Genomic DNA, 26,714 nt, shown 5'->3' on the forward strand with positions numbered 1-26,714 from the left:
TTACATACTCGCTACGTTATACCAGGTTCCATTAATCAGTTTCTGAAGGGGGCGGATAAACCACCCGTCGGCAGAGTTATCCCAGTCTCCGTAGCAGTAGCCACCCACACTGACATAACCCGGGGGAGCCAGGTTTGAGCCTGTACTGCCCATCTGTTGATAACCGCCAAGACGCATATCCTGTACTCCCATTTTATTTTGCAGGTAAGATGACAGCCATCCTCCCCATGTGCTGCCGTACACGTTACCGTCAGCCGCAAGCCTTGCAGAGCCGTTGCCTGACTGTAATTCACCTGTTGCGACACTATTTCCATGCACCAGTGAACCGCCACCGGTGGTCACTTTGTGTGACATGGCAATATCACCAGTCCGCAGGTTAATTGAGAAAGGACGCAGAGGGCCAATATTGCCATTTTCACCCTGTCCTTCCGTGGTGGGGATAAGATGAAGGCTGTCTTCTGAGCGACGAAAAATCAGACCAAAGGCGCCATCGAAAATCCTCAGCGCATTAACGTCACGAATTTTCAGTTCCCCGGTCATGGTATCGCCACCTCGCTGAACGGCGCCTTCTGCCTTATCAACGGTGGGCTTTAGTCCGACGTTTTCAATAAACAGTGGTTTGTCGGGGATGTCGCTGCCGTTGCGATTTTTCGCAAGGCGGGCATTTGCGTTATCCATTGCGATTTTTACCGCTTTTGACGTGGCGGCACGGTCTTCTGCATCACTGTCAGTGGCGTTACTGTACTGAGCGAATCCTTTTTCGTTCAGTGTGGCATCCGGGTGCCTGCGGGATTTTTCGTGTTCTGCCAGTGCATTGCTTTGTTCTTCGTCGGGTGTCTCCGGACGTAAATCCTGTGAGCCGTCTGCTGTCAGTTTTGCAAGCGGTGCAACAAAATGCCGAAAGCCATTCCCGTCTGTGTAGGATGCATGTTCCGGGCGGGCGCTGAATGTGAAAACCGTATTCCATTCGCCAGTAACAAATCCCTGCCAGCTTGCATCAATCCAGATGGTGTCCCCGACCGTTGCGCGCAGGCTGTAAGGTTCGCGCAGACTGACGCGCAAACCTCCCACATAACCAATCCCCGCGGCAACAATGGCGGTGCCGTTCTGATAGCTCACCTGAAAACCGTCCTCCAGAAAAGCGGCTTCACCGTAGTGATCAAACGCCAGCAGTCTGCGGGCTTCATCCATTCCCGCCAGGCGGGCAGTGAAATCAATCTGCCAGACATCAGCACTGACATCGATATGCATCGCTGCTGCCGCACCGTCAAACTCCATGGAAAACGTGCGGATCAGATTGTTTCCCTGTACACCGTTCGCGGTTTTAATTTTTTGCTGGCAGGGGGTGTGCGCAATCATACAGAGCACGCCGCTTTCTTCGTTCAGCAGGCCAATCCAGTTGTATTCGAAGTCGCCGATTGTGGTATCCAGAATGATGGAAAATGCGGTTGCATTCGGTGACAGGAGACCGTACTGGGTGACCGGTGCGCGATACTGGATCAGGGTTTCATCAGGGAGCGTTTCGTCGCGGGGGATCTCTGCAGACTCATCCAGTCCCGGAATATATGCAAAAACAAATGTATCCGGGCGCGCAGGTTTCCCGCTGATGATCTGATTTGCGCACCAGTGTTCGTATTGTTCAGTAATAATCGTACTCATGCGTTATTTGCCTGTAATGTGTAATGCTCCACGGACAGGCCGTAATGTCCTGCCTGTAGTGAAGCGGTTAACCAGATGGTGTCCTTTCTCACCGTTGCTTCTGCTGTGTGGTACCGGTAGTGACCATCAAACGTGCCGGCTGTCAGTCGGGCGGTGGTTGCATTGATCACCTGAAAGAAATAGCGCCTGCAGGTACGGCCATACTGGCGCACGAGCTGCATCATCAGCGCGTTGCTTTCACTCAGCTGGGTGTCATTAATGCGCAGTAAAATAACGTCCCAGTCATGTTGCAGTTGTCGCTCCAGTGTTTTAACGTCTCCCACGCCAAGACGTTTAAAGATGCGCTCGAAGCCGGCGCGTTCGCCTGAGTCCTGAGCGTTGATAAATGCGTGTTTTACCCTCAGGCGAAATAACGAAACCGGCTCCCCCTTAAATCGGGTGATGTTGCGCTGGTATGCCAGCAGGTTAAGTAAAGGCTCTGCGCAGGTGTCGACATCAATCTGCTGTAGTGGCCACGTCAGCCAGCTCCAGACCTTTTCCCAGTAGCGATGCGATGAATGTGCAAGCGTCAACGGCTCACCTTTATTCATCCAGGTGGGAAGTGGAAATTCGGGTATCTCCGGAAGTTTCACGCGCCCACCTCCACAGCAAGCGATTCCAGACGGGGAACGGCCAGATCGCTGAGAATATCCGGAAGGGAAAACGTAACCGACTCCACCTGTGGAAAGACCTGGTGGATCTCTTCGCCCAGTCTGGACATGCTGAAACGGCTGTACGGCCATGTTTTCTGAACGTCATAATCGCTGTTTTCGCGAAATGCACAGCGAACCAGATTTTCCACATTGTGCAATAGTGTCTGAATCTCCTCATCGCTGAGGTTCAGCGTTGCATACAACCAGAGTGTCACGGTCAGGGTGTGGCGTGTTTCAGGCATGGAAAAACAGCGCAGATCGTCACCGTGTCCGTGATGACCTTCATCGTTAATGAATGCGTTTACTGCATCAACGAACGGTTCGGATGCGATGCCGGTATCCAGCAGAATGTAAGCATTCGCTGTGCCGGGGCCGCGTGGTGCATCATGCAGAAAATAGATGCGGTCGGCACTGATGCCGGCAACACCGGCAATTAATCCACGGTAAACAGCATCGGTGTGATAAGCGCCGGCAAGATTAAACTGATTGCGCACACGATCACGCAGCTCGTCGTCGCTTTCTTCGTTGGCCCCCGGCGAGGTCAGCCAGTTTTCATCGTTCTCAACGCCGGCAATGCCGTCAATTGCCACCGGAAGGATGCGGTAATACCCCGGTGCGAGGTTAAAGCCGGCCCCGGCCTGTTCCGCAGAAACATCGATGTTCATGCTGAGTGTTCCTGCCGGAATAACCGTATCCCTGACAACGGTCAGCGTATAAATCACGCCGTTAATACGCTCTGTCTGGATCTGTGTACCTGCCGGCACAGTAACTGTGCGATCAATATCGTCTTTTGTGAAACGAATAACGCCGGATGCGTGCGTGGCGGCCTTGCGCTGCAGGTTCACTGCCCAGGCAAAAACATCAACGAATACACCACTGGCATCGGCCAGAAACAGGTTTTTCATCACCACATTAACCAGCGCGTCTTTCAGCCACATCACGGGTTTTGTGGTGATAGCTGTAATCAGTCGCCAGAACGGCGACATGCGGGATGTGTTGGTGATAAGCCCTTCGTCTTTGACAATGGCTTCAAATTCAGCACGTGCCTGTTCTTCGGTTACCGGCATGCCATTATCAGCCAGAATGCGCTCGTAATCTGCGGTAGGTTTGCCGTTAATCATCAAGAGATACCGTAAAAGTCAGGGGTTCAAAAAAATCTTCGGTGTGGGCGCTAATCAGCAGGCGACCAGAAAGCGGGGTTTCTTCTGTCACACTGACCGTGCCAGGTGTAATACGCTCATCATCTTCAATCAGCAGTGTCATCTGCATCATGATGTCGGCACGAAGCGTCGGGCTTTTTTCAGCCAGCAGGCGCGTTGCCAGTCCGCTCTCAATGATGGCGTGCTGGCAGTCCTGGGCAATACTTTCCCTGTTGTTGCACAATACCGGCTCACTGGCGCTGTTCAGCGTGAGATTGCGACCGGTGATGAGCAAATCAATGTAAAGCGGTTTATCAGTATGCATGTAGCTCCATCCACTCGTTGAGGCGGGCAGGGGATGGATCCTGCACATTGACGTTGACCACGCGACGGGAGTTGTCGATTGTGGTCTGGTTTTCGCTGTTGTTCTGCATTTCTGCCGCAATGCCACCCGGCCCCGCACTGATGGCTTTACCGCCGGTTAATACGGAGCCTTCGCCACTTCCTGTGCTTTCTGATGTGCCGATGTTAACGCCGGGGATCATGTTGAGTTTGTCCACAATCCAGCCCCATGAATCACTGAAGGACTGTTTCACCAGTTCCCAGAGGTTACTGAAAATGTTCAGGATGCCGCCGGCGATATCCTTCAGGGCGTCCAGAGGTGAATGCGTGGAAAAATAGTTAACCAGTGCATTCCAGCCGTCCTGGATTGTGTTCCATGCATTGCCGAACCATGCCCCCATACTGCCGACCATTTCAGCCACCCACTGAAAGGCGGCGGTATCCATCAGCGCGGCTTTAATCTCATCCCAGCGGGTGATCAGGAAATAAATGCCCACGCTCAGCGCAGCCAGTGCCAGGATGATTAATGTGATGGGGCTGAAAAGTAACTGTGTTGCAATTGCGGCTCCGCTGGTGACTGCGGTGTAGATTTTCATTGCTATGCCGGCGGCACCCAGCGCAACAGAATAAAGCCAGAGTCCGGCGCGCTGTAATTTCAGCAGCGCCAGCTGAATTTTTGCTTTGACGTTGTATGTTCCCATAGCAATGGACATGGCCAGATACAGCGCCCTGACCGTTCGGGCAACTACAGTGAATGCCCACATGGTAGCCGTCAGTGTGCGTTTCAGCAGAATGAGAATCTTCAGAGGTGCAACTGCTGCCAGCCAGACCAGCCGCAGTCCTGTCCAGACAAACTTCGCCACACCCACCATAATGTTGACAACGGCACCCACTGCGGCAATGCCCAGCAGGGCGGCAGACAGTAAACCAATAGCCCGTGTGATATTGGGATACAGACGTAACCAGGCAACAAAGGATTTACCGCCTTCGTTGCTTTTCTGGATAAACGGGTACAGAACAGGCAGCAACTGCGTGCCGATTTCGATGCGAATGCCGTTAATAATTGCGGCGGCCTGTTCCCATGGATCAGCCATGGCCTGCGCCATTTCGACAGCCTTATCCATACCTTTGATATTGCCCAGCGTGGCGATATTCTTTTCAAGTCCGCCAATGTCCGCATTGAGTAATTTAATCATGGCCACAGCTTCATCGGAGCCAAAGGCGCTTTTCAGCAAATCGGAATCAGCCACTTTTGACAGATCACCAAATTTGCCCCTGATAAGTTTCATGATCTCGACAACACTTTTCATCGTGCCGTCTTTATTCACGAAATTAAGCCCCAGCTTTTTCTGGGCGCTGCCTACTGCGGCAAGAAATGCCTTGTACTTTGTCCCGGCCTCGCTGCCACTCATGGTGGCCTGCAGTTGTCCCAGCACGGCGAACTGTTCAGCCGCATCAATACCGGCCGCTTTTGCACTGGCACCCAGCGTGGTGAACGCCGCTGACATGTTATCGCCGGTTGTTTTAAACATTTGCACGGCGGTGGCGGTTTGCCCGGCGACCTGCTCCACCCATTTACTTTTTCCCATGGCATCAGCCTGGTCTTTAAAGATGCCGTACATGGTGCCCATGTAGGCGGTAATGGTCTGGCTGCTGGATTTGGTTGCTGCTGCCACCGTTGCTGATGCGGTGGTGAAGCGGGACAGCTCATCGTCAGTTAACCCGGCAATGGCTGACTGGATGTCGTAAGAAGCACGCACAAAATCCTGCGCAGCCCCGCCGTATTCCATAGTGAAATCAACGGCGGCGCGGCTGAGTTTACGCAATCCGGACTCTGCGACGCCCAGTGATTTCACCTCACCGAGCGCCCTGTCCATTTCAATGGCTGGCATCAGTGCCCCCTGAATGGCAGCACCCACTCCCCAGAGCGCAGCGCCTCCGGTAGCAATGTCCCGAAAGGCTCCCCGACTTGTTGCAGCAAATCCCTGAACCTGTCGCCCGGCTGCACGCAACGGCCTTGTCAGGCGGTCTGTCAGTTCAAGAAGTAATTCAAGGCGCTGTTGTGACATTACGATCCCTTAAAAGCACGGATAATGCCGTTATTGACGGCGATGCTCATATTTTCCCAGTAGTGGTTATCCAGCCAGACAGCGGCAGCCAGTGACTGCGGCGAGTCATCCTCGCCGGGCAGCCAGTGGCGGCGCAGGATCAGCATCCGGGTCAGGTCATTGCGATCAATGGCCCCCAGATGGCTTTTTATTTTTTTACGGTGATTTCCACTTCCGGCACAAACTCGTTATTCACGGCTGTTGCCAGGCTGGCCGGCATTCCTGGTTTTTCCAGCAACTGGTTCAGCAGATCGCGGTGCTCTTTAATCACGATGCGGCGCAGGTAGTTTTTCAGCGGCGCGATTTTGTTATCCGGCATGAAGTCGTTCTGCAGATCGTTGTAGGCTTTAACGGTAGGGATAAACGTCAGTTCATGCTCGCCGACCTGTAAAGTGATGGTGTTCTCTGCGGTAGTCTGGGTGTTTTTATCGTTCATCATCATTTCCTTTTAAAGTCAAGAATAAGAGGGCTTAATAAGCCTGCAGGAAGGCTTATTAAGCGTAAAATCAGCGCACGCCGTTGTGCTCAAGGCTGAAATGATTGCCATCCGGGCGGTTTTTAAAACGACCGCCCCATGCGCCACCAAGTGATTCCCAGTACTCGCCCAGCTCGCGGTAGGCCTCTGTGCGGGTCTGATATTCACCGTTAATAAACAGGTTAAAATCCACGGCCAGCCGCTGACAGTGCAGGCTGTTGGCAATGCCGGAACCCTTTTGGGCGTTGAGTTTTGCCTGCTCTGGTGTGCGGTACGCCTCACCGAACGTCAGGCCATAACCACGCTGATGGGCAAACTGGATGAGTTTTCCGATCATGACGGTAAATTGTTGTTGCTTATCGGAGAGTTTCATTTTTGCTCCTTATGAGGTTGCTGAGGTTTGCGCAGCCAGTACCACAGTGCCCGGATAATTTTCCAGGCAATGGCGGCAGCTTTTTGTTCCCTGCGGGACAGCATTGCTGTTACTCCTCTTTGTTCTCTTTCTCGCCCAGCTTCCGGCGCATATGACGCAGGAAGATTTCAACAATCTGGTAACCGGCAACGCCCATTGCGGTGCCTGCGCCGGCAATGGCCAGTGGGTCAAGGTTCGGGTAGCGAACCAGCAGGGCAGCGGCAGAAACACCCAGCGCGCTCCCCAGCAGGGTTCGGCCCACAAACAACCGCAGCGTAATCGGCTCTGCGCCAGCCAGCACCCGACTTGCGGCAGCGATTCCGCCCAGAATGCCCAGAGTGATAATGGTGCGCTCATGCTCCTGCATGGTTCACCCCATCAGTCCGCGCACGTCGTTCTCTGAGAGAACGGGCACGCCGTTGATACGCACAAAGTCAGGGCTTGCCACCACGTACTTGATTTTGTGCGTGGTCAGATCTGCGCTCTCGGTGTCAATGCTTAACAGGCCGGAAAGCATCAGCTCACAACCGAAGGCTTCAACGCGGATTTCTTCGGTTCCCGTATTGGCGTAAAACACAAAATCCATTGGCGGCAGGTCACGCCACGATCCCGCCTGAGCAGCCACTTCCCCGAGCTGGTTAAAGCTGCGGGTACTCATTTCGATTTCACCTTCGGCACTGACAGGGCCGCGCAGTTTGCCGTCAGGGATGCCACGGGTTTTGGCAACGGCGCTTTCATCGCTGATGTCCAGTGAGATGCTTTTCACATGGATATCCGTTCCACCGATAAAAGTGTCAAACGCCATGCCGTTAATGCGGGTCGTCATGCGTTTTCCTCCAGAGATTTATCCAGCTGAATGCCCACTTTGATGGTTTTAGGGCAGGCGTAAGGGCGGACGACAATGCTGATGCTGACCGTCTTTTCGTTCTGCCAGGTGATAACCACGTCGCCTTTCCGGGGCGATTTCACTTCGCCCGGAAACGTGATGCCGTTAATTTGCATGGATTTCGCCATGGCACGCAGTGGGCGGGCAAACAGCGTTTCATGTGCGGCAATGCTGCCCGGCGTGCTGTTCAGCGAGCGGTCGGCAATCTTGGGGATGGCCATCAGCCGCACGCGGCGCGCCACCTTATCAGCAATGCGGACATGCTCAATGACGTTGTAGTCCCCGCCTTCCACCTCAAGTGTTACACCGTCAGCCCAGTAAAGGCCGTCATAGTCGGCATACCACATGGGCACGCTGTAGCGGGCGGTTGCCAGTGCCTGCAGAGTGTCGAGATCAATTGCCTGCCCTGTGCTGTCTTTCGGGCGTTCTGTGGTTTTCAGTGCGGACAGGGGCCCGGTTGCCACACGTGCTGGACTGTCAGCAATGGTGACGGCGCTGTTACACAGGCGACCGGCAAGAACGCCCGGTTCAAATCCAAAAATCTCCGGAACCAGCATGACCTGCGGGGCTGCAATGCCTTTCTGTAGTGCGGTCAGTTCGGCAACGTATTCCGCCCAGGTTTTACTGTTGTCGTTGGCGGCGATGGTCAGGATGAACCAGATGCGGCGCTGATATTTATTGATGATGGTCTGACGTAACGCCTGTATGGCGTTGATGTCATCCTGCGTGCTGACCGGCTCGGTGATCACCACGCCTTCAACTGAAACAGTTTCCTGAGCCGCCAGTATGGCGTTCTGCCATACCTGGCAGGCTGGCGTTGCTTCTTTGCCTTTGCCGGCTTCCGGCAGAACGGCAACATAGAAAAAGGCATTCTGTCCGGCATTGGTCAGTGCAGACTGAAGGAAGTTTTTCAGCGGGCTGGCGTTCTTTCCCAGTAGCTCATCCAGATCGCTGTTGGCATTAACCGGCAGAACCTCACCTTTGTTGTTTTGTGCATTGCCCACAAACAGCAGCGTATTTTCCACGCCGTCCGGTGAACTGCTGAATGTGTTGTACTGTTCAATCGTGACAGATGGCCATGTCATGGTTTGTCTCCTGATTTTGTTATCTCGTGCCGCCGTAATGCAGGCTGCGCAGCTGCGCTTCCAGAATGCGGGCAAATTCAGCATCGCTGGCTCCCAGAAATGCGCGGGAGGGGATTTTGATTTCCCATACACGTTTTTTCTGCTCGCCTTTCAGAATGCTGATCACCAGTCCGGCCTGCGCCATACTCATGTTTTCCATAATCCATTTCAGAGAAGGCTTTCTGCGTCCCCTGCGTCCGGTTTTTTTGCTGACTGCGCCGACGGGGGCCCGAAAGCCCAGAGAAAGAAGGCGTTCTGCCTGCCGTCGTGTGGCGGGACGGGTGCGCATGGCTTCGCTGTCCCGGCGTTTTGTGGCGCGGCCTTTGATGGTTGCGCCGTGCTGTTGCACCCACGCGACCGCCCCACCATGAGAGCCGGTGTTGTAATCCCCTTTTTTGAAGAAAAGGCGGACACTTTTCCCGCTGCCGTCAACCCTGATGGCCAGCAATTTCGGCAGTCCCAGCAGCATTTTGTTTTTATACCTGCCGCTGGCTTTATCCGGTCTTTTTCGTGGTGCCCAGGCTGCCCCCTCCGGTGTTCGCTGTGCTTTCACATTGCGTCGTGCAGCCGGTCTCAGGCCGTATTTCGCAATGCGAACCAGCAGCTTTCTGGCCTTTGCCGGCGGAAGTTCTGCCTCTCTGATGGCGCGACGAACCTGCCGGAGTTGTGACTCGTTAATCACGGGGCTCGTCATGGCATCACCTGGCAGTGAAGCTGATGCGCCTGAGCCACCCAGATTTCAGGCTTTTCCAGCTGGTAACGTTTCCCGCCTCTGGGGATGGGGCCGTTTTCGTCCTCAACCAGGGTGATGGGATCAACCAGCGGCAGACTGATTTCCAGCCATGCCACTTCATTTTCATCATCCACTTCGACGTCAACGGCTGGCGCATCCGGTGCCAGGCGCTGGCGCAGGTCGCCGCCGTTGTCTGCCAGCCAGGCTTCAACCAGAGAAAACACCAAATCCGGATTGAGCTGACGATAGGGCCATGCGTCCCATCGCAGAAAAGCCGTATATTTTCGGACCTGCGTACATAACTGCCCGTGCCCCAGCGACTTCGTAAACGGAACGAGCGTGATGTCATCCATGTCACTGGTGAACGGAATGCGTGCGCGTGCCGGCAGATTGTTTTCAATGAATGCCGTCAGGCTGGCGAGTTGCGTCATACCATTTCCTTAATCAATCAGCGCGATGGATGCACGCGGTCGGCCCAGCAGCGCCCGCACCGCCATGGCCGCTTCAGCCAGCAATGTCCGGCGGCTTTCGCTGGCTTCTGATGATGGCTGCGCCTCGCGCCGCCCCACGCTGGCAGATTCCGGCAAAAGATCGGCCTTTGCGCGGGCATACACAGCCTTGGTGTACAGTGCTGTAATGTGGTTCTGCATCCGTTCAGGTTGTGCATCCGTATTGCGCGGCTCTGGTTGCAACACGGTGTAACCCGGAATATCAGCGGCCCGGATGTGGCCCTGTTCCTGCCAGTATTCACGGCGTGCAGCCAGTTCAGTGTTAATCTCTGTTACCGCGCAAAGCAGCGCCGTCAGCACCGTTTCGTGTGACGTGACGGCGGGGATGCTGCGGCTCTTTTCAAAATCGCCGGCATCAATATCCGGCCAGAATCCATCGTTCTGAATAATGGCCTGCTGATAGTGAATGCTTTTCCCGTCAAACATGCTCACTCCGGGGAAAGGCGGGCTGACCGGTTTCCGCAGTGTGCTGATGGCTTTTGCCGGCACACCTCCACCGCGCCCGCCCGGTTGTTGGGAGTCGTTTACGTGCCCTGCAACGCGCGCAGTCTTGCGGCAATGCGCTGGCGCAGGGTTTTCACCTGAATTTTTGGATGCAGCCAGGCAGCTCGTTCCAGACACTGGTCGGCCTGTTGCAGTCTCTCCGGATCGTTAATTGCACTGGCCAGCGGTTTACCGTCATCGCCGCGCAGCAGCAGGACGCCTGCAAAGCGCCAGTAGCGGGCAGCAAGGCGTTCATTCACGCGCCATTTGTCACGGATTTTTTCAAACACCTGCTGAAAATATGGCGCGATACTGTTCCCGCGTTCAGCTTCGGTTTCTGCCCATTCAAGAATGAAATGGGCCACAAACGTTGGCAGCTCGCTTTTGAAGTTCTCCGGCGTCTTCTGTCCCTGCTCAATGGCAATGTCAGCCCACCGTAGCGCCATCTCAAACTGCCCGGTATCGAACAGCCAGATGATGCAGTACACCAGAATGGGATTCTGATAGACGCGTTCCCCCTCCAGATAAGCCTGTGCGTGTGGCAGCCAGCGGGGCAGCAGCGTGTTCCGTTTGAATTCCAGCTTGTCAGACAGCAGCTCCATGTTGTGCAGTTGTCTGATGTCGTTATCCAGTGCCAGCAGCTTAATGTGCTGACTCTCTGTGCTGATGGCGCTCCCGTCCGTTCTGGTCATGAGCGCCGCACGGCGCTCATCCATCTGTCGGGCACGTTGTCGCTGCATTGGCGTTGGCATACCGTGCGCTCCGTTTATCAGGCGATGGTGACCGCAGACTCATCCACGGCAGCATATAAATCCGGATCGCCCAGGGCGTACCCCTCGTAACGCCAGTATGAGTTTTCGAACTGTTTGCGATCGCCCACATCTTCTGCCTTGCGGCGGCGGGAGCCTTTCAGCGTCAGGATCTGCAGGTTTGGCAGCATGGTCACCACCATACGTTTGCCCGGCATAAACGGCGGAATGATGGCCTTGCGGCCTGCAATGTTCTTCGTCAGCAACTGTGCGGCCACTTTTTCGGTAGGCTTATCCTCTTTGTTGTAGAGGCGTAGTTCTTCAGCAGCCACAAGGTCTGCGCCGACCAGTACGGTAAGTCGTGGGTCGTTGTGATACTGTGCCGGGATGTAAGTGCGGATCAGGTCTGAGGCCATGGCATCAAGACCGACATAATCGCCGCCTTCGCCCAGGGTAACGGCGTCTGTCAGAATACGGGAGGTATTGCCGGGCTGTTCTCCCCACTTTTTGGCGATTTCATGCCAGCCGATGTTGACGTCCTCGCCGTTCGGATGGCTTTCAGGATCGGAGTTTTCCGCTGCTGTTTTACCGTTAAAGCCAATGCGCAGCATATCCAGCGCAAAGTTGGTAACGGCTGCGGAGTTCATCAGGTTGAAAAATTCCTGCGGGCTGCCAGCATTCGCCCAGATGGCGAGTTGTTCCCAGGTGATCACGCAGCAGGAATCAGTTTCAACGAGTTTAAATTCGTTGCCTTTGATGCCTGAACCTTTGGCGAAACGACCGCTTTTCACGCGACCGGTGCGCAGCGTGGATTCACCCACGGTGACGACCTGTCCCTGCGGGTGCGGAACGTCCATGCAGGTGATGAAACTCAGAAACTCGGTGCTTTCCAGCAGGGCTTTACGCAGGGCAATGCTGCGCGGTTCGGTCAGAGAAAAAGCGCGATCACCTGAGGCAGCGCAGTCACTGAATGTTTTTTGCAATTCGCTGAGGTACTGATTAACCAGCTTTTGTGCTTCTGGTGTCATGTTCATTGCGTTCTCTCCGGTTACACCAGGTTAAAAGTTTCGCCACCGGCCGGATTGTTACCCGGCAGCTTCGTGGCATCCTTGCTGAGTTCAGCAAATGCGGTTTCCATGCTGGTGACTTTCTCCGCGATGGCGTTCACCGTGGAGAACAGCTTTTCACCCTGCTCGGTGGTCAGCGTGAAGGTTTTGTCGTCCTTGTTGTTCTGTTCTGCGTTGTCCTGCCCCTGATCGCCAGTGCTGCCTTCCGGCTTGTTATCACCGGTATTTTTCGGGGCATCCTTCGCGCTGAACTGCGCGACGTTTTCTTCCAGTTTGTCCAGGCGTTCGCCGGTTTTGTTGATGGCGTCCATTAACTGACCGAACTGTTTTTCGTTCATATCGTTTTCCTGTTTGAATGGCCAGAGCTGTGAGAACCATGCCTTTTTGGCTATCTCGTCATCTGACTGTAATGTGAAACAAAGTTCCTCCACGTTTCCCGTGCGAATAGCTTCGCCCTGTGAAAATTGCAGGCGGGTGGTGTGGATGCTGGCAGGGGTGTCGGTTACTGTGAGGGCGCGGAGATAAAACTTTCCCGTTCCCATGTAATTTTCACCAACATCAATAGAGGTAAACAGCTTTTGCCCCGCTTTATTCGCCTCAAGTAAAAAGCGATTTGGCGTAATGCGGGCCTTGAGCTGAATTTTGTCGCCGAATTTCTCTGTTTTGAGTGCATCCACATGACCGTAATTATCAACAAACTGATAAGTGTAGGGGGATGCATGAAATGGCCAGAGCATGGCAGTGCGCTCGTCAGCGTTGTAAACCTCCGCCGCATCTGTCAGCCATTTGGGATCAATCTCCCGCCCGTCAACGGTCGGGCCTGATGTGGCTATCACTATCCAGTCTGTTTTTTGTTTCGTCATCTGAATCAACCCGCTGATAAAAATTAACTGGTGTTATTTAAGAGGGAAATAAAAAAAACGTCACCTGATTAATTTCCGGTAATTTCGGATATGCGCACATATCCGAAAAATACCGAAAAGAGATATTCGTTTTTAAAAAAACCTTTGCTGAAAATGCATAAATTAAAATTGCATCAGCAGGTGAGGTTTATTTATGGCGTATTCTGATGAGGTGATTGCTGCTGCAAAATCGCTCTATCTGAAAAGACACACACCAAAAGAAATACAAAAAAAACTCGGACTGAACAGTCCGCGAATTGTTTATTACTGGGCGACAAAATTTGAGTGGTACACGCAGCTTAATACTGAAGGCGTGGAGGATGTTATCGCCCGTCGTCTCGCTGTACTGGCGGAGCGTGATCATAAAACGCCGGAAGAACACGATGAACTCGATCGCCTGATTGGCCATCACGTCAAACTGATGTCGGTCAGGAACAAGCACACGGAACGAATGGCCGAGATTGAACGAATGGGAGCGGATATTCCCCAGTCTGGTCGTTATGGAAAAGAAGAACGCGGAGAAAAAGGTGCAGGTAAGAAAGAGCGCCCCCGCAAAGCTAATGACGTTTCCGGACTGACAGCGGAAAGTTTTGAGCCGTTTACGAAAAAATTGTTTGCTTATCAGTTGCGCCTGCGTGAAAACAAATTCCGCCGTGTGCGCAACCTGCTTAAATCCCGCCAGATTGGGGCGACGTATTACTTCGCGTTTGAGGCATTTGAAGATGCAGTATTAACCGGCGACACACAGATATTTTTATCGGCATCAAAACGTCAGGCCGAAGTGTTCCGTACTTATATTGTAAAAATTGCACAAACAGAGTTTGGTATTCCCATTAAAGGCAATCCGGTTAAGTTAAGTAACCTGGCTGAACTGTATTTTCTGGCGACCAACAGTAACACAGCGCAGTCAAACAGCGGCCACCTGTATATTGATGAATACCTGTGGATCCCCGGTTTTCGCCGTCTCAATGAAGTGGCATCAGGGATGGCCACCCATAAACACTGGCGCATTACCTATTTCTCCACGCCGTCATCCAAAACACACCAGGGTTACCCGTTCTGGTCTGGCGATGAATGGCGCAAAGGCGATCCGAAACGAAAAGGGGTTGAGTTTCCGTCCTTTGATGAGCTGCGCGATGGTGGGCGTGAATGTCCGGATGGTCAGTGGCGCTATGTGGTTACGCTGGAAGATGCTATTGCCGGCGGTTTTAACCTTGCTGACATCAACGAGCTGCGCGAGCGATACAACGAAACAGCGTTCAATATGCTGTTTATGTGCGTGTTTGTGGATGACAAAGAGAGCGTCTTTAAATTCGATGATCTTGTGCGTTGTGGTGTTGATGTCAGTACGTGGGAGGATTATCACCCGGAAGAGTCCATGCCATTTGGTAACCGTGAGGTGTGGGGCGGCTTTGACCCGGCGCGCTCCGGCGATAACGCCACATTTGTTGTGCTGGCACCGCCGCTGGTTGCGGCAGAACGATTCCGCGTGCTGGAAAAACACCACTGGCGCAGCATGTCATTCCAGTTTATGGCAGAGCGTATCCGCAGCATTAAGGCGCGCTATAACATGACGTTTATCGGCATTGACGTCACCGGTCTTGGTTACGGTGTCTTTGAGCTGGTTCAGGGATTTGCCCGCCGTGAAACAGTGGCCATTCATTACAGCGTGGAATCCAAAAACCGCCTGGTGATGAAGATGCTGGATCTGATTTACGCCAACCGTATTGAGTGGGATGAGGAAGCCACGGATATTCCGGCATCGTTCCTGGCCATTCGTCAGGAATCCACCAACAGCGGCAATAAAGTCACTTTCACCGCCGAACGTAGCGAAGAAACCGGGCACGCTGACATCTTCTTTGCCATAGCTCATGCCGCAAGTAATGAACCCCTGAACTATAAGCACAAGCGCAAATCAACATGGATCCTGTCAGATGAGTAAAAAGAAAAAATACCCCGTGTTACACGATGGCGTAGCAAAAAAAACAGCCAGCAAAATGACGTTTATTGAATTTGGTGACCCGGAACCGGTCGCTGCATGGGGCTGTTATTACGGCTCGCTCTGGGATGGTTATAACGGCTGGTACACGCCGCCCATTGAGCGCATGGATCTCGCTATGTTGGCCAATATCGCACCGTATCACGGCGCGGTACTGCGTGCACGCGTCAATATGATCATGCAGGGTTTTCGTGGGGGTGGTGGTATGACACACGCCGCCATGGCGGCAGCGGTGACCAATCTGCTGATATTCGGGGATATGGGACTGCTTAAAGTGCGCAATGGCTTCGGGCGGGTGGTGCGCCTGCATACGTTGCCTTCTCTGTACCTGCGGCGTAACAACGAGGGTGGCACGGTGATTGTGCAGGCAGCACTGGAAGATCTCGTTTACCCGCCAGGCGAAGTGGTGTTCGTGGCTATTTATGACCCGCAACAGCAGGTTTACGGTGTTCCGGATTATATCCACGGGATGGAATCCGCCATGCTGAATGTGGATGCCACCCGCTTTCGCCGCAAGTATTACAAGAACGGCGCACATCTTGGTTATATCCTGTATTCCACTGACCCGGACATGGACCCCGAGCTCGAGGCGGAATTCCGTAAAAAGATAGAGGCGTCAAAAGGGGCGGGCAATTTTAAATCCATGTTTATCAATATACCTGGCGGAGACAAAGAAGGCGTTAAGGTGATCCCTATCGGGGATTCAGGTACAAAAGATGAGTTCCTGAATATAAAAACCATCAGTGCCCAGGATCAGCTCGTTGCACACCGTTTTCCACCCGGACTTGCCGGCATCATTCCCGCAAATACGGCCGGGCTTGGTGATCCGCTGAAATCCCGCGAGGCATATTACAGAGATGAGGTTATTCCGATGCGCCGCCTGATTATGGAGGGAATCAACAGTGACCCGGATATCAGGCGACTGGGGGAGGTGAAATTTATTCTTGATTTTGATGAACCCCGGGAGTGATGTGCGACATGCGAAAAGAGCGGGTAAAATCAGCAGCAGGAAAACGCTGCCCCGGGAGGTGGAAAATGCGCAGACAAAAAGCGCGGTGTTTTTGCTGTGGCGAACGCGCAGTGATTGAGAAGACCTTCTGGAAAGATGATCGCTTTGCAGATGTTTATTACCGTTGCACCCATCTCGAGTGCGGGCACACCTGGGTGATGAACCTGACCTACTCGCACACACTGGTGCCCAGCGGGCTGGAGAATGGCGTGTTAAAGCTGTTGATTGAACGAATGCGCCCGGAAGAAAAACAGATGGCGCTGGAGCTGTTGCAGGCCGGGTAATGGGGATAGCATGAGGTTTGTGCCAACCTCTCAGCTGGCGTGGTTGGAGTCCCAGTCTGACGACGAAGTGACCAACTAGGCGGTATCAACTTTTTTGGGGGAGCCGCCTCTGAATCCCCAAAACCTTACAATACAGTTTGCAGGCGAAAGATAATGCTTAATAAATTTAAGCTCAACGATAAAGTTATTTTCCCTGCTACGGTGACTGACGCGCTTCGCTTGTCTGCTGCTTCGCCGGGGCATAAAGGATTTATGCCCCGGCTCACCAGCCCCGTTTAGTTCGTACCCTCCTGCAGTGGACCATTAGCGGTTATCCGTCGGCCACTCTGATGGGGTTATTCGGGAAAAAGTGCGCGGATATTATCTTTCATTACCTGTGTGTTACTGTCACTCTTCGCTGTCGGTCTTTCTGACTGTGCCGGCAATGATGGTATCTGGATTTCGTCTTCTGACCATTCAGCTAACGAATACGCCAACGCGGGGGCGCGTTTTATAAGAGCCAGTCCGGCCAGAAAAGCCGCGCGTTGCGCGCGGCTGCGTTCGGAGGCTGGCAGGCTATTGAGGTAATTGCACGCCTCCTGTTCACTCTTGACGGCAGCTGGCTTCAGATAGAAACTTATCCGTCTGGTTGGTGTCGTCATTGGTTTACTCCTTGTCCATTGCGTACAGCCCATTAACCAGAGCAAACTGTGGCACCCCGTCCGCGATGAAAGTCGCATTAACTCCGCAGGCTTCGCGGATAGCGGGTGCCACAATCTCCGCCCCGCCACCGACAACCATCACCCGCCCGTAACCCGAAAAAACCGCCAGCGCGCGGATCACGCGTTGTTTCAGTGTTTCTTCCTTTTCACGAATAACCGCCATCAGGCTGGCGTAATGCGCGTCATTGTGGATGTGCTGGCGCAGCCAGGCTTCATCATGGCGATGTTCGATAATGGTATTGGCGATGTGGTGACTGGTGCGCATACCGTTAGTGGCCATCACCGACAGTACGGCATCGGCCATCAGAGAAACGCCTACGTGTGGATCGCAAAACACCTGGCTGATACCTGCCAGTTGCCCCTGAACCTTTGCCACATCCAGCGTGGTTCCGCCCAAATCCACAATCAGCAGGGATTCAAACGGACTCATGTCAGCCAGTGCCTTAAAGCCAGCCGGAATGGATTCAGGCATAACCCGTACGTTACGGATAGTGAATGCTTCGCCGTTCTGGTACTCCACCGGGCGCATGACATTCGCTTTTTTGCGGTTGATGTTGGCCATGTCCGGCTGTGCGTTTGTATCGAAATACTCGCTCAGTGGCAGGGTGACAACCACATCCACTTCCTGTGGTGTGATGCCTGATTTGACCAGCGCGTGATGAATGGCAATTACATTCACATCGCTGTACTGGTATTGCGTGTCGGTCGTCTGGACAAAGCGATCGCTGACCGGATCAAAACCATAGCGCACGCCATCAAGCATGTAGTTCGCGGGCTGCGTGCCACCGAACGGCGCAGACCATTCCGACTTGAAGCTGTTCGGGCTGATGGCGTTGCGGCGTTCGCCGTTCTCAGTCCATGCCAGCTTGATGTTGGTGGAGCCGTCGTCGATACAAATTTTCATGTCGCTTTTCCTTATGTTGATTAATTAATCGGTTACAGGATTTTTAAATCCCGTTTTTGCCTGTTTTATGCGTGCTTCATATATCGCGGCGCGTTTTTTGCTCATTTACGGGATTTGTGAATCCCGTTTCTGTCTGTTTTTTGTTCCCACGGGTCAGGCCACCCCGCAGCAGGTCTGCTTTGCGGTGGACGCGTTCAGTAGTTTCACTGATTCTCTGTGCGTGCTCTGCGTCACGGATGGCGCGCAGCATGTCAGAAAGCACGGTAACGGGTGTTTTCATGATGTTCTGGTCCTGCTGAAGTGTGGATGCCAGGCGTGCGGCGGCTTCGGGGTCTGATGCCCCCAGCTGTGCCAGATAGCTGGCGACCGGGTTATGGCGGATCTCCGTGCTGCTTACGCCGTGATTACGGCTCAGGCGCTGCCAGAGCTGCGTGATTCGGCTGTCCGGGCGGGTATCCGGTTTGCGTACAACTTCAAATCCCTGCGGTGCAATGATGCTGCCGTCAACGTACAGACTGCCGCCCCGTAACAGGTGCTGCATCTGCTGTTCACCAATATGCAGGCCGAGAGATTCAGCAGACTCCCGCCATTCTTTGGCGAGTAACTCGTGGTTATCAGGCAAAGGCTGTGGCTGTTTGCGGCTCTGTGTCCAGCTCTGCATTTCATCGCTGCTGTTTTTTGCCTGTTTGTCACGCAGCGAACGCATCAGCGCCCGGCGTTCGTGCCGTTTCAGTGAGTGCATCCATTCATCCACATCAACGCCGTCAGGAAGCTGCGGCCACGGTGTTGACCGTTCTTCCGGCTGTTCTGTCCCGTTGTTGTCCGTTTCCTGTACAAGGGGACAGTTATTGCCACGAGTCCAAGGGGCGGCAGGGCCGCCCTGAAGGTCAAAACCATTTTCGTGGGCGCTGTCTTCCGCTTCCGGTTTACGTCTTACCAGCGTCCAGTTATCCGGATGTGTGCACACGCGGGAAGACTCCCCGATGAGCGGCGACCAGATCCCGTAAATCTGTACGCTCTGTTCGCCGTAATCGTTCAGCTCATCTGCGAGGTCGTAGGCGGTGCGAATCAGGTAGTCCTTGCGTGGAACAAGTACGCCACCCTGTTTTTCAATGTAGGTGGCAAAACACCCGGCATCGGCGGCAGCGAGTACCGCATCCATTGCATCATCCTTCAGCCGTTGCGGGCCTTCCGGGTTGCGTGCCATCTGGCTGGCAAGGCGGCGGAGTTCACGCCATACCTGACGGGAGGGGATGCCAAAGAACTGGAACTGGCGGACCCGGTGAAGGCGCGCCCAGCCGATGGCGCGCTCCACGCTCTCGGCCATTGATTTACCTGTTTCGTGGTCAACGCGTGGCTTGCCCGTTTTCGGGTCGATACCATCCACGGCGCGGCTGTCCAGGTTCTTTCCGATGTAGGTGGCGATGTAGCTGGTTGGTGTGCCTTTTGAGCCGTCGACGTACTCCGCCTTAAAGCGCGGGGTGATATCGCTGCCCAACTCGTGGCGGTCTTCCTGAATGGCAATATCGCGGGCGTGGGACACAATAGTGTCGATTTCTTCCGGATGAGCAAAGACCATCATATGCCAGTGCACGGTGCCGTCATGGTGAGGCTCCACCGTGCGGATGCCATACCAGCGCAGGCCGTCGCGGCTCAGTTTTTTGCGGACCGCCGCAAAAAACGTGTTAACCAGGTAATCGCTGGAGTCGCGCATTGTGGCCCCGTTCCATTTGGGATTCGGATGACCGTTCTCTGTTGTGGCGTGGTATTTTGACGGGCAGGTGACAGTCAGAAACACCGCTTTGTCGCCACGGGCTTCGGCCAGAAGTTCCAGCCCCTTCATGGTGGCCATCATTTCTGCCTTACGGTGAGTCGGGTTACTTACTCCCGCGTAATACACTGTCTCGAGATCAATCGTGAAGCCGTCTTCGTTTTCCAGCATGAAACTTTTCAGGAAATCGCGTGTTTTCTCGCGCTGCGCGCGAAACTCGCTTAACGCGTCCTGGCTCAGATAGGGCGATGTTTTTCTGGAAACCAGACAGGCGGCGCGGAGTTGTTCTTCCCGCCACTCGCAACGTAGAAGCCATAGTTTGCGCTTCCACCAGTCCGCGCAGGTCAGGCGGAGGATTGCGCCCGGTAACAATTCCGTATCCGGAACGCTCTTGTTCAGGGCTTCGTAATGTGGCGGCATGATGTGCAGGCATAATGCGATACGGGCCAGCATCCGGTAAGCCTTCAACATTACATCCATGGTCAGCTCGCCATCTCTGGCACCAAAGCCATCGCAGAGTGTTTCGAAGGTGCTGCTGAGCATCGCCGCTGTCATGACGGCCAGCGTCTGTATCTGGTGCTTGTTGAGCTGCGGCAGGTAAAGCAAATCGTCCAGGCGTTCGCGCCCGGCAAGGGAGCGATAACCCGGTGTCAGCCAGCGTCCGTCAGTGCGATCCAGACGTTCGAATATTTTGCGCAGGGTTCCGCGTGCATAGCCCTCTGCTGGTCGGCTCTTTTTGCCTTTCTGGCGATCAGATTCCTGCTTCTTACGCAAAAAAGAGAGGCGGCGGCTCAGTGGTTCACGCAGATAAACGGGAAGTGCCTTCAGTTCGGCAAAGGCGCTGGCCACCGGGTCTTGCTTTATTTCCTGGCGCTTATTGATGATGTTTTTTATCAGTTTTTCGCGTTGCCCGGCTTCCTCAAGGGATGCCATGAGTTTTTTGCCTGTATCGGATTGTGCGAAAAAGGCTTCTTCCTTCGCTTCCTGTTCTTCCTGTGCCCTTTTGTCCGCCTCAAGGTAGTAACGGATGGCGCGTTGCAGGTCGGTTTCAGTTTCCTGCCTGCGCTCCGTAAATCTGGCCGGATCAATGGCTGGCCGTGGTTCATTCCAGCTCCATGCAAACTCACTCATGGCTGGTATCCCGTCACGCGCTGCCACTCCTGCGAGAAGATGGCGGAAAGGCGGTTAAATTCAGCGGTGTATTCACTCAGCGAGGCACACCCGCCAGCAGTGCGATGCGCCAGCATTGCCACAAATACGGAGGCCGGGGAGTCGTAATACGCCAGCAGTGATTCGCCGTGTGGTGTCAGGCAGTGCAACGCCAGCCCGTGTGGTGTGAAATCCACGCGGTAGCAGTCGTCTACTGTGAAATAAAGGGTGTCCGCATTCTCCGGTTTTGTGGTGCGTGCTCTGTTGTCACGACCACGGATGTAGAGATCAAATAATCCCTGAAGAACGGGAGCCAGACGGGTGTCCTGTGTGCGCACCCATCTTGTGAAGTCATGAGCGTCAATCATGCTGCAATTCTCTTTACTACAGATGTGCGAAGGCCTCCCGCCGCAAGGTGCAGGAAAGGCCCGGAACAGGAATTAATGGAGTTTGTTTTGCTGCTGGATGAGCTGTTGAAGCTCGTGCAGATCATCCGCCAGATAACTGAAAACAGAGGCGGAATAAATGTTTGATAGTGCGTGGCTGCGCTCATGCAGCATATTGATGTGCATGATTTGCGCGACGCGTGATGCGCGGGAAAGTCTGCGGTTGATTTCAGTCTGGATGTGACGACGCGCAGCGTATGCGCGCTGTTGTTTGCGGTTTGCCATGATGTGGCCTCTACGTGTGTAAGTTTTGAAAACTCACCATCCAGAGCTGCGAAACTGTGGGTGGCGAGACGTACGAGGTTCGCAGTACCGGCAAACGCAGAACCCGGCCCGACCGAAGTCGGCCCCGTACGCCCCACCATAATTCGTGTGCGAAAAAGACGTGGCGATACAGTACGCACAAAAAAACCGCTGGCGCGGTTGTGCGCTACGTTTGTCAGCGGGCTGCGAAACCCGGCACCCGTTTTATGAGGTGCAGCGGAAATGTAACCTGACTGATTGCGGCATGGCAAGCGGTTTTTTTGTGTGTGCATGGTGGTTACTCAGTTTGGTAATAGCTCGTACAGCACGGCATCCGCTGCGGTGCGGCGACCGTAAAGAGAACGTGCTGTGCGAGTGGTGACTTTTATTTGCAGTGTGTGATTAATGTGTTTTGCTATCATGGCGAACGTCATGTGCTGCTCATCATGTAGTTCAGTCACCAGTTTCACCAGGTGATCGCTGTATCTGGTCAGGTGGTGGAGTTCTCCGCATTTTCGCAGGCTGTAACCACGTTTTTTCAGGTGCACTTGTACTGTGCGACGGGTGCATCCCACCTCGGCGGCCAGTTCCTTCGCCGTTCTGGTGCGGCGGTTTTCGATGAGAAAGGCGATCTCCTTTGCACTCAGTGTCTTTCTCTTGCGACCAATCAATCCACGGCTATGCAAAAAACCAAGTCGGTGCATAACGGCATCATGGGTTCGTTGAATTCGTTCAGTTATCTGGCGCGTGTTGTACTCTGGATAAAGCGAGATAAGCATTTCATCCTCCTGCTGTGTCCATGGCTTTACATGTGCCGGAGCCACGCCAGGCGTACCCATTGGTTTGAGTTTCATTGTGATTTGCTCCCTTACTGGTTAAGGAAAAAATCGAAAACGTTGTCGATGCGTTGCAGCAGCTCCTGCTGCATTGCTTCCGGGTCTTCAGGTTCACCTGGTGCACCCAGCGTTGCGCAGAAATCAGCGATTTCATGGTGGAGCGTCAGGCGAATGGCTGGAGCCATGGTTCTGGCGTGCTCCAGCTCATCCAGCAGTGCCAGCACAGCAGACGGCGAGAGCATTGCGCGAAATGCCAGTAATTTTTGATGTGTTGCCATTCGTTGCAGGTCAGTCGCCAGTTCGCGTAATTCCTGGTGGTTGATGGTGCTCATGCTCTGGCTTCCTTCAGTAGCTGGTTAAACATGTGGGTGAGTGGGTTGCCGCACCCGAACGGCATCGGGTTTACCTTGCAAGAGAACCGACCGCCTGTTTTGCGCTCTTCTCGGATGACCAAGCCGTCACGCCAGAGTCGGCGTAACTCAGCGCGGCGGCGATTTCTCCGCCACTACACCCCGGATTGGCGGCGATATAGTCCAGAATGGTCATCTTCGTGACTCCTGTATCTGTCGGATAAGGTTCACCTGCACCACATTCGTGGCGCAGAAGTATGTGTCGTCTATGAGATAAATGTGATGCGCGTCAGGTTGCGAACGGTGACGGTCGAGCGTTTTAATCAGCCGTTCGTCAACTTCGTATTCACGCCCTCTGGAGGTGAAACGAGTGACGGTAAATTTCTTAATTGCCATTACGTTTCCTTAGCCTGGAAGGCCTGCACCATTTGATGCAGGCGGTACATGGTGCGAAAGCGTGGGCGAGTTCGATTGTTGGCGTCAGAACCATTAACGCGGTTAAGCCAGCCGTAGCCATACCAGCGGTTAGCTACCCACACCTCAAAGAAGTTCTCGCCGTAATAAAAAATCGCGTTATGCCGATTCACGGTTACGAGTGAACCTTCACCCAGTAGTTGTTCTAATGCCCCATCCCATGACGCACTGAACGGGCGATAGTAAAAGCCGGTTGCGGTCCTGATGATGTGGTCCAGCAGGGCCACGATGTATTTCAGTCTCTCCATTGCGTTATTCCGTCAGTCAATGAAGCGGACTTCTTTTTTATTAGCTTCCAGAGCGGGGTTGGCGGAGATCTCCTTAATTAAGAGTTTCTCCTGGTCTTTAGACTCGGCTACGATGATGTAAATTTTGTCGTCAGCAACAGCGAGGCGAACTCGCTTGCCGATATTGGTGGCTGGCGAATTTTCTTTTGTTTGCTGTGCCCTGATAACTTCCAGCTCGGCAGCCTGTTTTTCGATGATTTCAGCGGCTTCAGTAGCAGTTTTTGCGATTATTAATGAGAGAGTTGCGGTGTCCATGTGGCCATTCGCCATGGCTTCTTTTGCTACTTCACCTTGCATATCTGCGATTTCATTCAGGTTGTGAATAATGCCTTCTTCTTTTGAGTACATTTTTGTATCTCCGTTATTTACGTGTGCGAACGCCTCCGCGAATGCGGATAGTTTTCATGTTTTCGTATTTAATCTGGTGTTTTGTTTATGCTGTTATTCGCCAGTGAAAAAACGTTCAATCTTTTTTACTGAATGAATAATTCGCATAATACCAATTGCGCAAACCACCGAAAAAATCAGAACAAGCCACGAAATAAATATATTCATGCGATATTCCCCAGCTTATACGGTTCAATATGTTCCCCGCATTCTGCGGCACAGATCAGCTCGGAAAGTTCGTTAAGTGCATCCAGATCATCAGCGTAAAAAGCCACGTCATACAGACTCCGGATTGCCCTGGTCAATGAGTCACGGGCTGCACGTTCAGCATGAGCGCCTGATGCACTTAAGCGAAAATAAAAACGCTCAAGTGCTTTGTTAATGAGAGTTTTATATTCTTTGCCCATCGCAACGCCCTTTAATCTGCTTTCTGAATTTCGGCTTCTGAATCCATACAAATAATTTCGATATAGGGTTCATCGCCATTAACCTGACGTGCCTTTTCAGCTTCGCTAATGATTTCTCGTACGGTCTGGTACGGAAGCTCCACGAACAGTTGTGCGCCGCCGTCCACATAAATATGAGTGGTTGCGTTTTTTGCCTGGGCCACACCATTAATGGCTGATGCGCGCAATAAAAGTTCACCGCGAAAATCAATAAAGCGGATAAATACACCTTGTGCATGCTCTTTGGTCATAAAGCACCTGTTATAAATCAGCCTGTTTAATAAAACTTTGTCCGCGAAGCAGACGATCAACCGTGCGTAGTGCTTCGTATAATGTGAAATCCTGCCCGAACTGATTGTCGCCGCTGCTTAGTGCAAAAATGCGATTTCCGGTAAACGGATTGCGTGGGCATTTATGGACCACGATTCCAGCTTTCTCAATCAGCCAGGCATGCTCGCCGATTTGTTTTACTGGGTAGCCATCCGGCGTTGCGTGTGTTTCGCTCAGGCTGTAGCGAGAGCTGCTGCGTGATGCACTGGTAGCGAAACGGTTAGCATGGCGTTCAGCACCATTGCGGAAGTGTTGCCGTGAAGAATTACGTCGTTGCTTCATACAAAAATATCCTGCTGCTGTTGCGAATTTGTGCCGGGTTTTAGCCATGCCCGGCGCATGGTTTTGTGGTATTTTTCCACCGCCCGCAGTCTTGAAGGGGCTGTAAAGGGCGCGTGTTCAACCAACCACAAGGAATAAAATATGTCCTATGATAAAAAGGTTATTGATGCGCTAAATGCGGCAATTTCTGTATTAGAGAAAGCGCCGGTTAATCCTCCGAATAAAGGAGAGCCATCAAAAACCATTCGTCAGCTCGCGAATGAATTGCGTACTCTTGCGTTAAGAAAATATCCTCAGGCAAGTACATGGATTCTTCCTGAGTGATTATTTAACTCCAGTGCCGGAGATTTTCTCTGGCACATTTCCGACCTCAATAACCATGTTGTCACTGCTTAAAATTTGTCGATAAAGCTCAAAGACTTCTTTGGCGGGAAAACGGAGCGCAACGCCGTATATTGGTTCTAAAATCATTCCAATAGTTTCTTTGATGCCATCTCGACAAAAATGGCCGTATTCATCGTCAGGATGCAGGGTGATATCTTTCAAATCTTCGCCATTCTGAAGCTTTGATTTTAATGCCATCAGGCCAGCGAACGTTCTGTGTAATTCGTGGTAGTCAACGCTGATTTCGACCTGCGGCTTACCTGGAAAAACGAGTAAAACCTTCTGGTGTGGCTTTTCGTTTTTCAGGGTTTCCAGTCGTTCCAGTAGTGCTTTGTCTTCGTAGTTTGTCATTTCAAAGCCCCAACCACAGCAACCATGCCTCTCGTTGTTCTTTCGGCTGATTAAAAAATGCCTTGCGCATACCCGCATTAAACGCTGGCAGATATATCCAGTTTTCTGATGCTCGCGTCTTCACTGAACCTGGCTTCGTGAAATCAACCGTTGGTAGCTTTGCGGCGTCAATCATGGTTCTGACGGTTGATTCTTTGCGGCCAATCATCTTGGCAAATAGTTGATATGGCACCGCTTCAAGTGGATATGGTGCTACCTGAATGAACCCCTCAAGCTCTGATTCGCTCATTGTGGTAATCTCCTTAATTCGTCCAAATGGCCCAAAATGGCTTATATAGGCTTATTTTGGCTATTTGAATGTTTTTGTATTACATGTAACCCAATAGCGTGGAGTTTAGATCACATATGATCCATAAATCAAGCCTTGGAGAAAAACTTCGCCTGATTCGAGAGGCAGAGGGATTGTCACGTAGAGAGATGGGAGAGGTGACAGGGGTATCTCAAAACAATCTCAAAAATTATGAAATATTGGGAAGAATGATACCTGGAGAAACGTTACTCCTGATTTTGAATCATCCTCGTTTTCGGAAGTATTCGGATTGGGTGATGTTTAATCAAACTAATGCTGCGACGGGGCAGATTGCTCCGCCTCTCTCTCTTGATGGCTTCTTCGATTCGGAAGGCGATCAGGTTTCAACCGAAACAAACCAAAAATCACCCCACTGAGGCCAGAAAACTGGTTAGACCTGCTTTTTGTCTGGTCTGATTATTGCTGGAAAGAGGCTGGAGAAATTGTAGAGC

At 52.9% G+C, this 26,714-nt stretch carries 38 protein-coding genes and 1 pseudogene; 5 read left to right on the plus strand and 34 right to left on the minus strand.

The annotated features are described in order from the left end of the window. From AACU94_RS04515 to AACU94_RS04595, 17 genes are all read right to left on the minus strand, one after another. Positions 1 to 1,659 (minus strand): phage tail-collar fiber domain-containing protein, encoded by a 1,659-nt coding sequence (locus AACU94_RS04515; RefSeq protein WP_135486383.1) that lies wholly within the window; start codon positions 1,657 to 1,659, stop codon positions 1 to 3. Continuing rightward, complete coding sequence (locus AACU94_RS04520; protein ID WP_135486384.1) at positions 1,656 to 2,291, minus strand: phage tail protein; 636 nt, start codon at positions 2,289 to 2,291, stop codon at positions 1,656 to 1,658. Before AACU94_RS04520 ends, AACU94_RS04515 begins: the two co-directional genes overlap by 4 nt. Then, positions 2,288 to 3,472, minus strand: a complete 1,185-nt coding sequence (locus tag AACU94_RS04525) for a baseplate J/gp47 family protein (RefSeq protein ID WP_135488996.1) — start codon at positions 3,470 to 3,472, stop codon at positions 2,288 to 2,290. The genes AACU94_RS04520 and AACU94_RS04525 overlap by 4 nt, the downstream gene beginning before the upstream one ends. Then, entirely contained in the window at positions 3,465 to 3,815 is a 351-nt protein-coding gene (locus AACU94_RS04530; protein ID WP_000556623.1) for a DUF2590 family protein, read from the minus strand. Before AACU94_RS04530 ends, AACU94_RS04525 begins: the two co-directional genes overlap by 8 nt. Then, entirely contained in the window at positions 3,805 to 5,901 is a 2,097-nt protein-coding gene (locus AACU94_RS04535) for a phage tail tape measure protein (protein ID WP_135488997.1), read from the minus strand. The genes AACU94_RS04530 and AACU94_RS04535 overlap by 11 nt, the downstream gene beginning before the upstream one ends. Next, positions 5,901 to 6,047 (minus strand): DUF6890 family protein, encoded by a 147-nt coding sequence (locus AACU94_RS04540; protein WP_000906384.1) that lies wholly within the window; start codon positions 6,045 to 6,047, stop codon positions 5,901 to 5,903. Before AACU94_RS04540 ends, AACU94_RS04535 begins: the two co-directional genes overlap by 1 nt. A gap of 41 nt (positions 6,048 to 6,088) precedes the next feature. After that, the gene (locus tag AACU94_RS04545; RefSeq protein ID WP_000998379.1) at positions 6,089 to 6,376 is read right to left on the minus strand and encodes a putative phage tail assembly chaperone; all 288 of its coding nucleotides are present in this window, start codon (positions 6,374 to 6,376) and stop codon (positions 6,089 to 6,091) included. Positions 6,377 to 6,446: 70 nt separating this feature from the next. Then, complete coding sequence (locus tag AACU94_RS04550) at positions 6,447 to 6,788, minus strand: M15 family metallopeptidase (RefSeq protein WP_095715784.1); 342 nt, start codon at positions 6,786 to 6,788, stop codon at positions 6,447 to 6,449. A 109-nt stretch (positions 6,789 to 6,897) separates the two neighbouring features. Beyond that, complete coding sequence (locus tag AACU94_RS04555; RefSeq protein WP_001155241.1) at positions 6,898 to 7,194, minus strand: phage holin family protein; 297 nt, start codon at positions 7,192 to 7,194, stop codon at positions 6,898 to 6,900. A gap of 3 nt (positions 7,195 to 7,197) precedes the next feature. Then, positions 7,198 to 7,653, minus strand: coding sequence for a phage protein (locus tag AACU94_RS04560; protein WP_000213187.1), 456 nt, complete (start codon positions 7,651 to 7,653; stop codon positions 7,198 to 7,200). Further along, positions 7,650 to 8,798, minus strand: a complete 1,149-nt coding sequence (locus tag AACU94_RS04565; protein WP_111360836.1) for a DUF2586 domain-containing protein — start codon at positions 8,796 to 8,798, stop codon at positions 7,650 to 7,652. Before AACU94_RS04565 ends, AACU94_RS04560 begins: the two co-directional genes overlap by 4 nt. Positions 8,799 to 8,817: 19 nt before the next feature. After that, the gene (locus tag AACU94_RS04570; RefSeq protein ID WP_135488998.1) at positions 8,818 to 9,531 is read right to left on the minus strand and encodes a phage virion morphogenesis protein; all 714 of its coding nucleotides are present in this window, start codon (positions 9,529 to 9,531) and stop codon (positions 8,818 to 8,820) included. Continuing rightward, positions 9,528 to 10,001, minus strand: a complete 474-nt coding sequence (locus AACU94_RS04575; protein ID WP_000192587.1) for a phage tail protein — start codon at positions 9,999 to 10,001, stop codon at positions 9,528 to 9,530. The genes AACU94_RS04570 and AACU94_RS04575 overlap by 4 nt, the downstream gene beginning before the upstream one ends. A 9-nt stretch (positions 10,002 to 10,010) precedes the next feature. Continuing rightward, the gene (locus tag AACU94_RS04580; RefSeq protein ID WP_000459490.1) at positions 10,011 to 10,505 is read right to left on the minus strand and encodes a head completion/stabilization protein; all 495 of its coding nucleotides are present in this window, start codon (positions 10,503 to 10,505) and stop codon (positions 10,011 to 10,013) included. 98 nt (positions 10,506 to 10,603) lie between these two features. Continuing rightward, positions 10,604 to 11,314, minus strand: a complete 711-nt coding sequence (gene gpM, locus AACU94_RS04585) for a phage terminase small subunit (protein ID WP_053893967.1) — start codon at positions 11,312 to 11,314, stop codon at positions 10,604 to 10,606. 17 nt (positions 11,315 to 11,331) lie between these two features. Continuing rightward, complete coding sequence (locus AACU94_RS04590; RefSeq protein ID WP_135488999.1) at positions 11,332 to 12,345, minus strand: phage major capsid protein, P2 family; 1,014 nt, start codon at positions 12,343 to 12,345, stop codon at positions 11,332 to 11,334. 14 nt (positions 12,346 to 12,359) lie between these two features. Continuing rightward, the gene (locus tag AACU94_RS04595; RefSeq protein WP_135489000.1) at positions 12,360 to 13,241 is read right to left on the minus strand and encodes a GPO family capsid scaffolding protein; all 882 of its coding nucleotides are present in this window, start codon (positions 13,239 to 13,241) and stop codon (positions 12,360 to 12,362) included. 193 nt (positions 13,242 to 13,434) lie between these two features. Here AACU94_RS04595 and AACU94_RS04600 point away from each other — a divergent pair, with 193 nt between their 5' ends. The 3 genes from AACU94_RS04600 (at position 13,435) to AACU94_RS04610 (ending at position 16,572) form a co-directional block, all read left to right on the plus strand. Then, complete coding sequence (locus AACU94_RS04600; protein WP_135489001.1) at positions 13,435 to 15,222, plus strand: terminase large subunit domain-containing protein; 1,788 nt, start codon at positions 13,435 to 13,437, stop codon at positions 15,220 to 15,222. Continuing rightward, a complete protein-coding gene (locus AACU94_RS04605) occupies positions 15,215 to 16,249 on the plus strand; it encodes a phage portal protein (protein WP_135489002.1) in 1,035 nt (344 codons plus the stop codon). Before AACU94_RS04600 ends, AACU94_RS04605 begins: the two co-directional genes overlap by 8 nt. Positions 16,250 to 16,314: 65 nt before the next feature. Further along, the gene (locus AACU94_RS04610; protein WP_240726436.1) at positions 16,315 to 16,572 is read left to right on the plus strand and encodes an ogr/Delta-like zinc finger family protein; all 258 of its coding nucleotides are present in this window, start codon (positions 16,315 to 16,317) and stop codon (positions 16,570 to 16,572) included. Positions 16,573 to 16,907: 335 nt separating this feature from the next. On the opposite strand, the gene AACU94_RS04615 is transcribed toward AACU94_RS04610, so the two are convergent. The 15 genes and pseudogenes from AACU94_RS04615 to AACU94_RS04685 all read right to left on the minus strand — a co-directional run bounded on the left by AACU94_RS04615 (position 16,908) and on the right by AACU94_RS04685 (position 25,178). Beyond that, the gene (locus AACU94_RS04615) at positions 16,908 to 17,213 is read right to left on the minus strand and encodes a plasmid partitioning/stability family protein (protein WP_135489004.1); all 306 of its coding nucleotides are present in this window, start codon (positions 17,211 to 17,213) and stop codon (positions 16,908 to 16,910) included. Between the two features lie 4 nt (positions 17,214 to 17,217). Continuing rightward, positions 17,218 to 18,177, minus strand: coding sequence for a plasmid segregation protein ParM (locus AACU94_RS04620; protein ID WP_000686521.1), 960 nt, complete (start codon positions 18,175 to 18,177; stop codon positions 17,218 to 17,220). Between the two features lie 76 nt (positions 18,178 to 18,253). Continuing rightward, positions 18,254 to 21,079, minus strand: coding sequence for a replication endonuclease (locus tag AACU94_RS04625; protein WP_135489005.1), 2,826 nt, complete (start codon positions 21,077 to 21,079; stop codon positions 18,254 to 18,256). Next, positions 21,076 to 21,465, minus strand: coding sequence for an inositol monophosphatase (locus tag AACU94_RS04630; RefSeq protein ID WP_135489006.1), 390 nt, complete (start codon positions 21,463 to 21,465; stop codon positions 21,076 to 21,078). The genes AACU94_RS04625 and AACU94_RS04630 overlap by 4 nt, the downstream gene beginning before the upstream one ends. A gap of 72 nt (positions 21,466 to 21,537) precedes the next feature. After that, entirely contained in the window at positions 21,538 to 21,768 is a 231-nt protein-coding gene (locus tag AACU94_RS04635; protein ID WP_000013475.1) for a hypothetical protein, read from the minus strand. A 320-nt stretch (positions 21,769 to 22,088) separates the two neighbouring features. Beyond that, positions 22,089 to 22,640 (minus strand): HTH domain-containing protein, encoded by a 552-nt coding sequence (locus AACU94_RS04640; protein ID WP_135489008.1) that lies wholly within the window; start codon positions 22,638 to 22,640, stop codon positions 22,089 to 22,091. Positions 22,641 to 22,654: 14 nt separating this feature from the next. Next, positions 22,655 to 22,954, minus strand: coding sequence for an ead/Ea22-like family protein (locus tag AACU94_RS04645; RefSeq protein WP_135489009.1), 300 nt, complete (start codon positions 22,952 to 22,954; stop codon positions 22,655 to 22,657). Then, positions 22,951 to 23,168: pseudogene (locus AACU94_RS04650) on the minus strand (MarR family transcriptional regulator). The gene AACU94_RS04645 and the pseudogene AACU94_RS04650 overlap by 4 nt, the downstream one beginning before the upstream one ends. Beyond that, on the minus strand, positions 23,165 to 23,368 hold the full coding sequence (locus AACU94_RS04655) for a hypothetical protein (protein ID WP_135489010.1): 204 nt from the start codon (positions 23,366 to 23,368) through the stop codon (positions 23,165 to 23,167). Before AACU94_RS04655 ends, AACU94_RS04650 begins: the two are co-directional and overlap by 4 nt. Beyond that, the gene (locus AACU94_RS04660) at positions 23,368 to 23,694 is read right to left on the minus strand and encodes a hypothetical protein (protein WP_135489011.1); all 327 of its coding nucleotides are present in this window, start codon (positions 23,692 to 23,694) and stop codon (positions 23,368 to 23,370) included. The genes AACU94_RS04655 and AACU94_RS04660 overlap by 1 nt, the downstream gene beginning before the upstream one ends. 12 nt (positions 23,695 to 23,706) lie before the next feature. Beyond that, positions 23,707 to 24,081 (minus strand): hypothetical protein, encoded by a 375-nt coding sequence (locus AACU94_RS04665; protein ID WP_135489012.1) that lies wholly within the window; start codon positions 24,079 to 24,081, stop codon positions 23,707 to 23,709. A 93-nt stretch (positions 24,082 to 24,174) separates the two neighbouring features. Continuing rightward, positions 24,175 to 24,288 carry a hypothetical protein gene (locus tag AACU94_RS04670; protein WP_053897053.1) on the minus strand — a complete coding sequence of 38 codons (114 nt, stop codon included), beginning with the start codon at positions 24,286 to 24,288 and terminating at the stop codon, positions 24,175 to 24,177. Then, positions 24,285 to 24,527, minus strand: a complete 243-nt coding sequence (locus tag AACU94_RS04675; protein WP_000514277.1) for a DUF4754 family protein — start codon at positions 24,525 to 24,527, stop codon at positions 24,285 to 24,287. Before AACU94_RS04675 ends, AACU94_RS04670 begins: the two co-directional genes overlap by 4 nt. Positions 24,528 to 24,538: 11 nt before the next feature. Beyond that, on the minus strand, positions 24,539 to 24,817 hold the full coding sequence (locus AACU94_RS04680; protein WP_135489013.1) for a hypothetical protein: 279 nt from the start codon (positions 24,815 to 24,817) through the stop codon (positions 24,539 to 24,541). Between the two features lie 10 nt (positions 24,818 to 24,827). Further along, the gene (locus AACU94_RS04685; RefSeq protein WP_135489014.1) at positions 24,828 to 25,178 is read right to left on the minus strand and encodes a DUF4761 family protein; all 351 of its coding nucleotides are present in this window, start codon (positions 25,176 to 25,178) and stop codon (positions 24,828 to 24,830) included. Positions 25,179 to 25,319: 141 nt separating this feature from the next. Between AACU94_RS04685 and AACU94_RS04690 the strand changes: the two genes are divergently transcribed. Continuing rightward, entirely contained in the window at positions 25,320 to 25,502 is a 183-nt protein-coding gene (locus AACU94_RS04690; RefSeq protein ID WP_135489015.1) for a hypothetical protein, read from the plus strand. Here AACU94_RS04690 and AACU94_RS04695 read toward each other — a convergent pair whose 3' ends face one another. Together AACU94_RS04695 and AACU94_RS04700 are read right to left on the minus strand one after the other, a co-directional pair. Then, a complete protein-coding gene (locus AACU94_RS04695) occupies positions 25,503 to 25,913 on the minus strand; it encodes a hypothetical protein (protein WP_240726437.1) in 411 nt (136 codons plus the stop codon). Position 25,914: 1 nt separating this feature from the next. Next, complete coding sequence (locus AACU94_RS04700; protein ID WP_135489016.1) at positions 25,915 to 26,202, minus strand: Cox family DNA-binding protein; 288 nt, start codon at positions 26,200 to 26,202, stop codon at positions 25,915 to 25,917. A 116-nt stretch (positions 26,203 to 26,318) separates the two neighbouring features. Here AACU94_RS04700 and AACU94_RS04705 point away from each other — a divergent pair, with 116 nt between their 5' ends. Beyond that, positions 26,319 to 26,639, plus strand: coding sequence for a helix-turn-helix domain-containing protein (locus AACU94_RS04705; protein WP_135489017.1), 321 nt, complete (start codon positions 26,319 to 26,321; stop codon positions 26,637 to 26,639). Positions 26,640 to 26,714: the final 75 nt, after the last annotated feature.

Origin of the sequence: Escherichia sp. E4702, assembly GCF_963883545.1 — a bacterium.
Classification (GTDB): Bacteria; Pseudomonadota; Gammaproteobacteria; order Enterobacterales; family Enterobacteriaceae; genus Escherichia.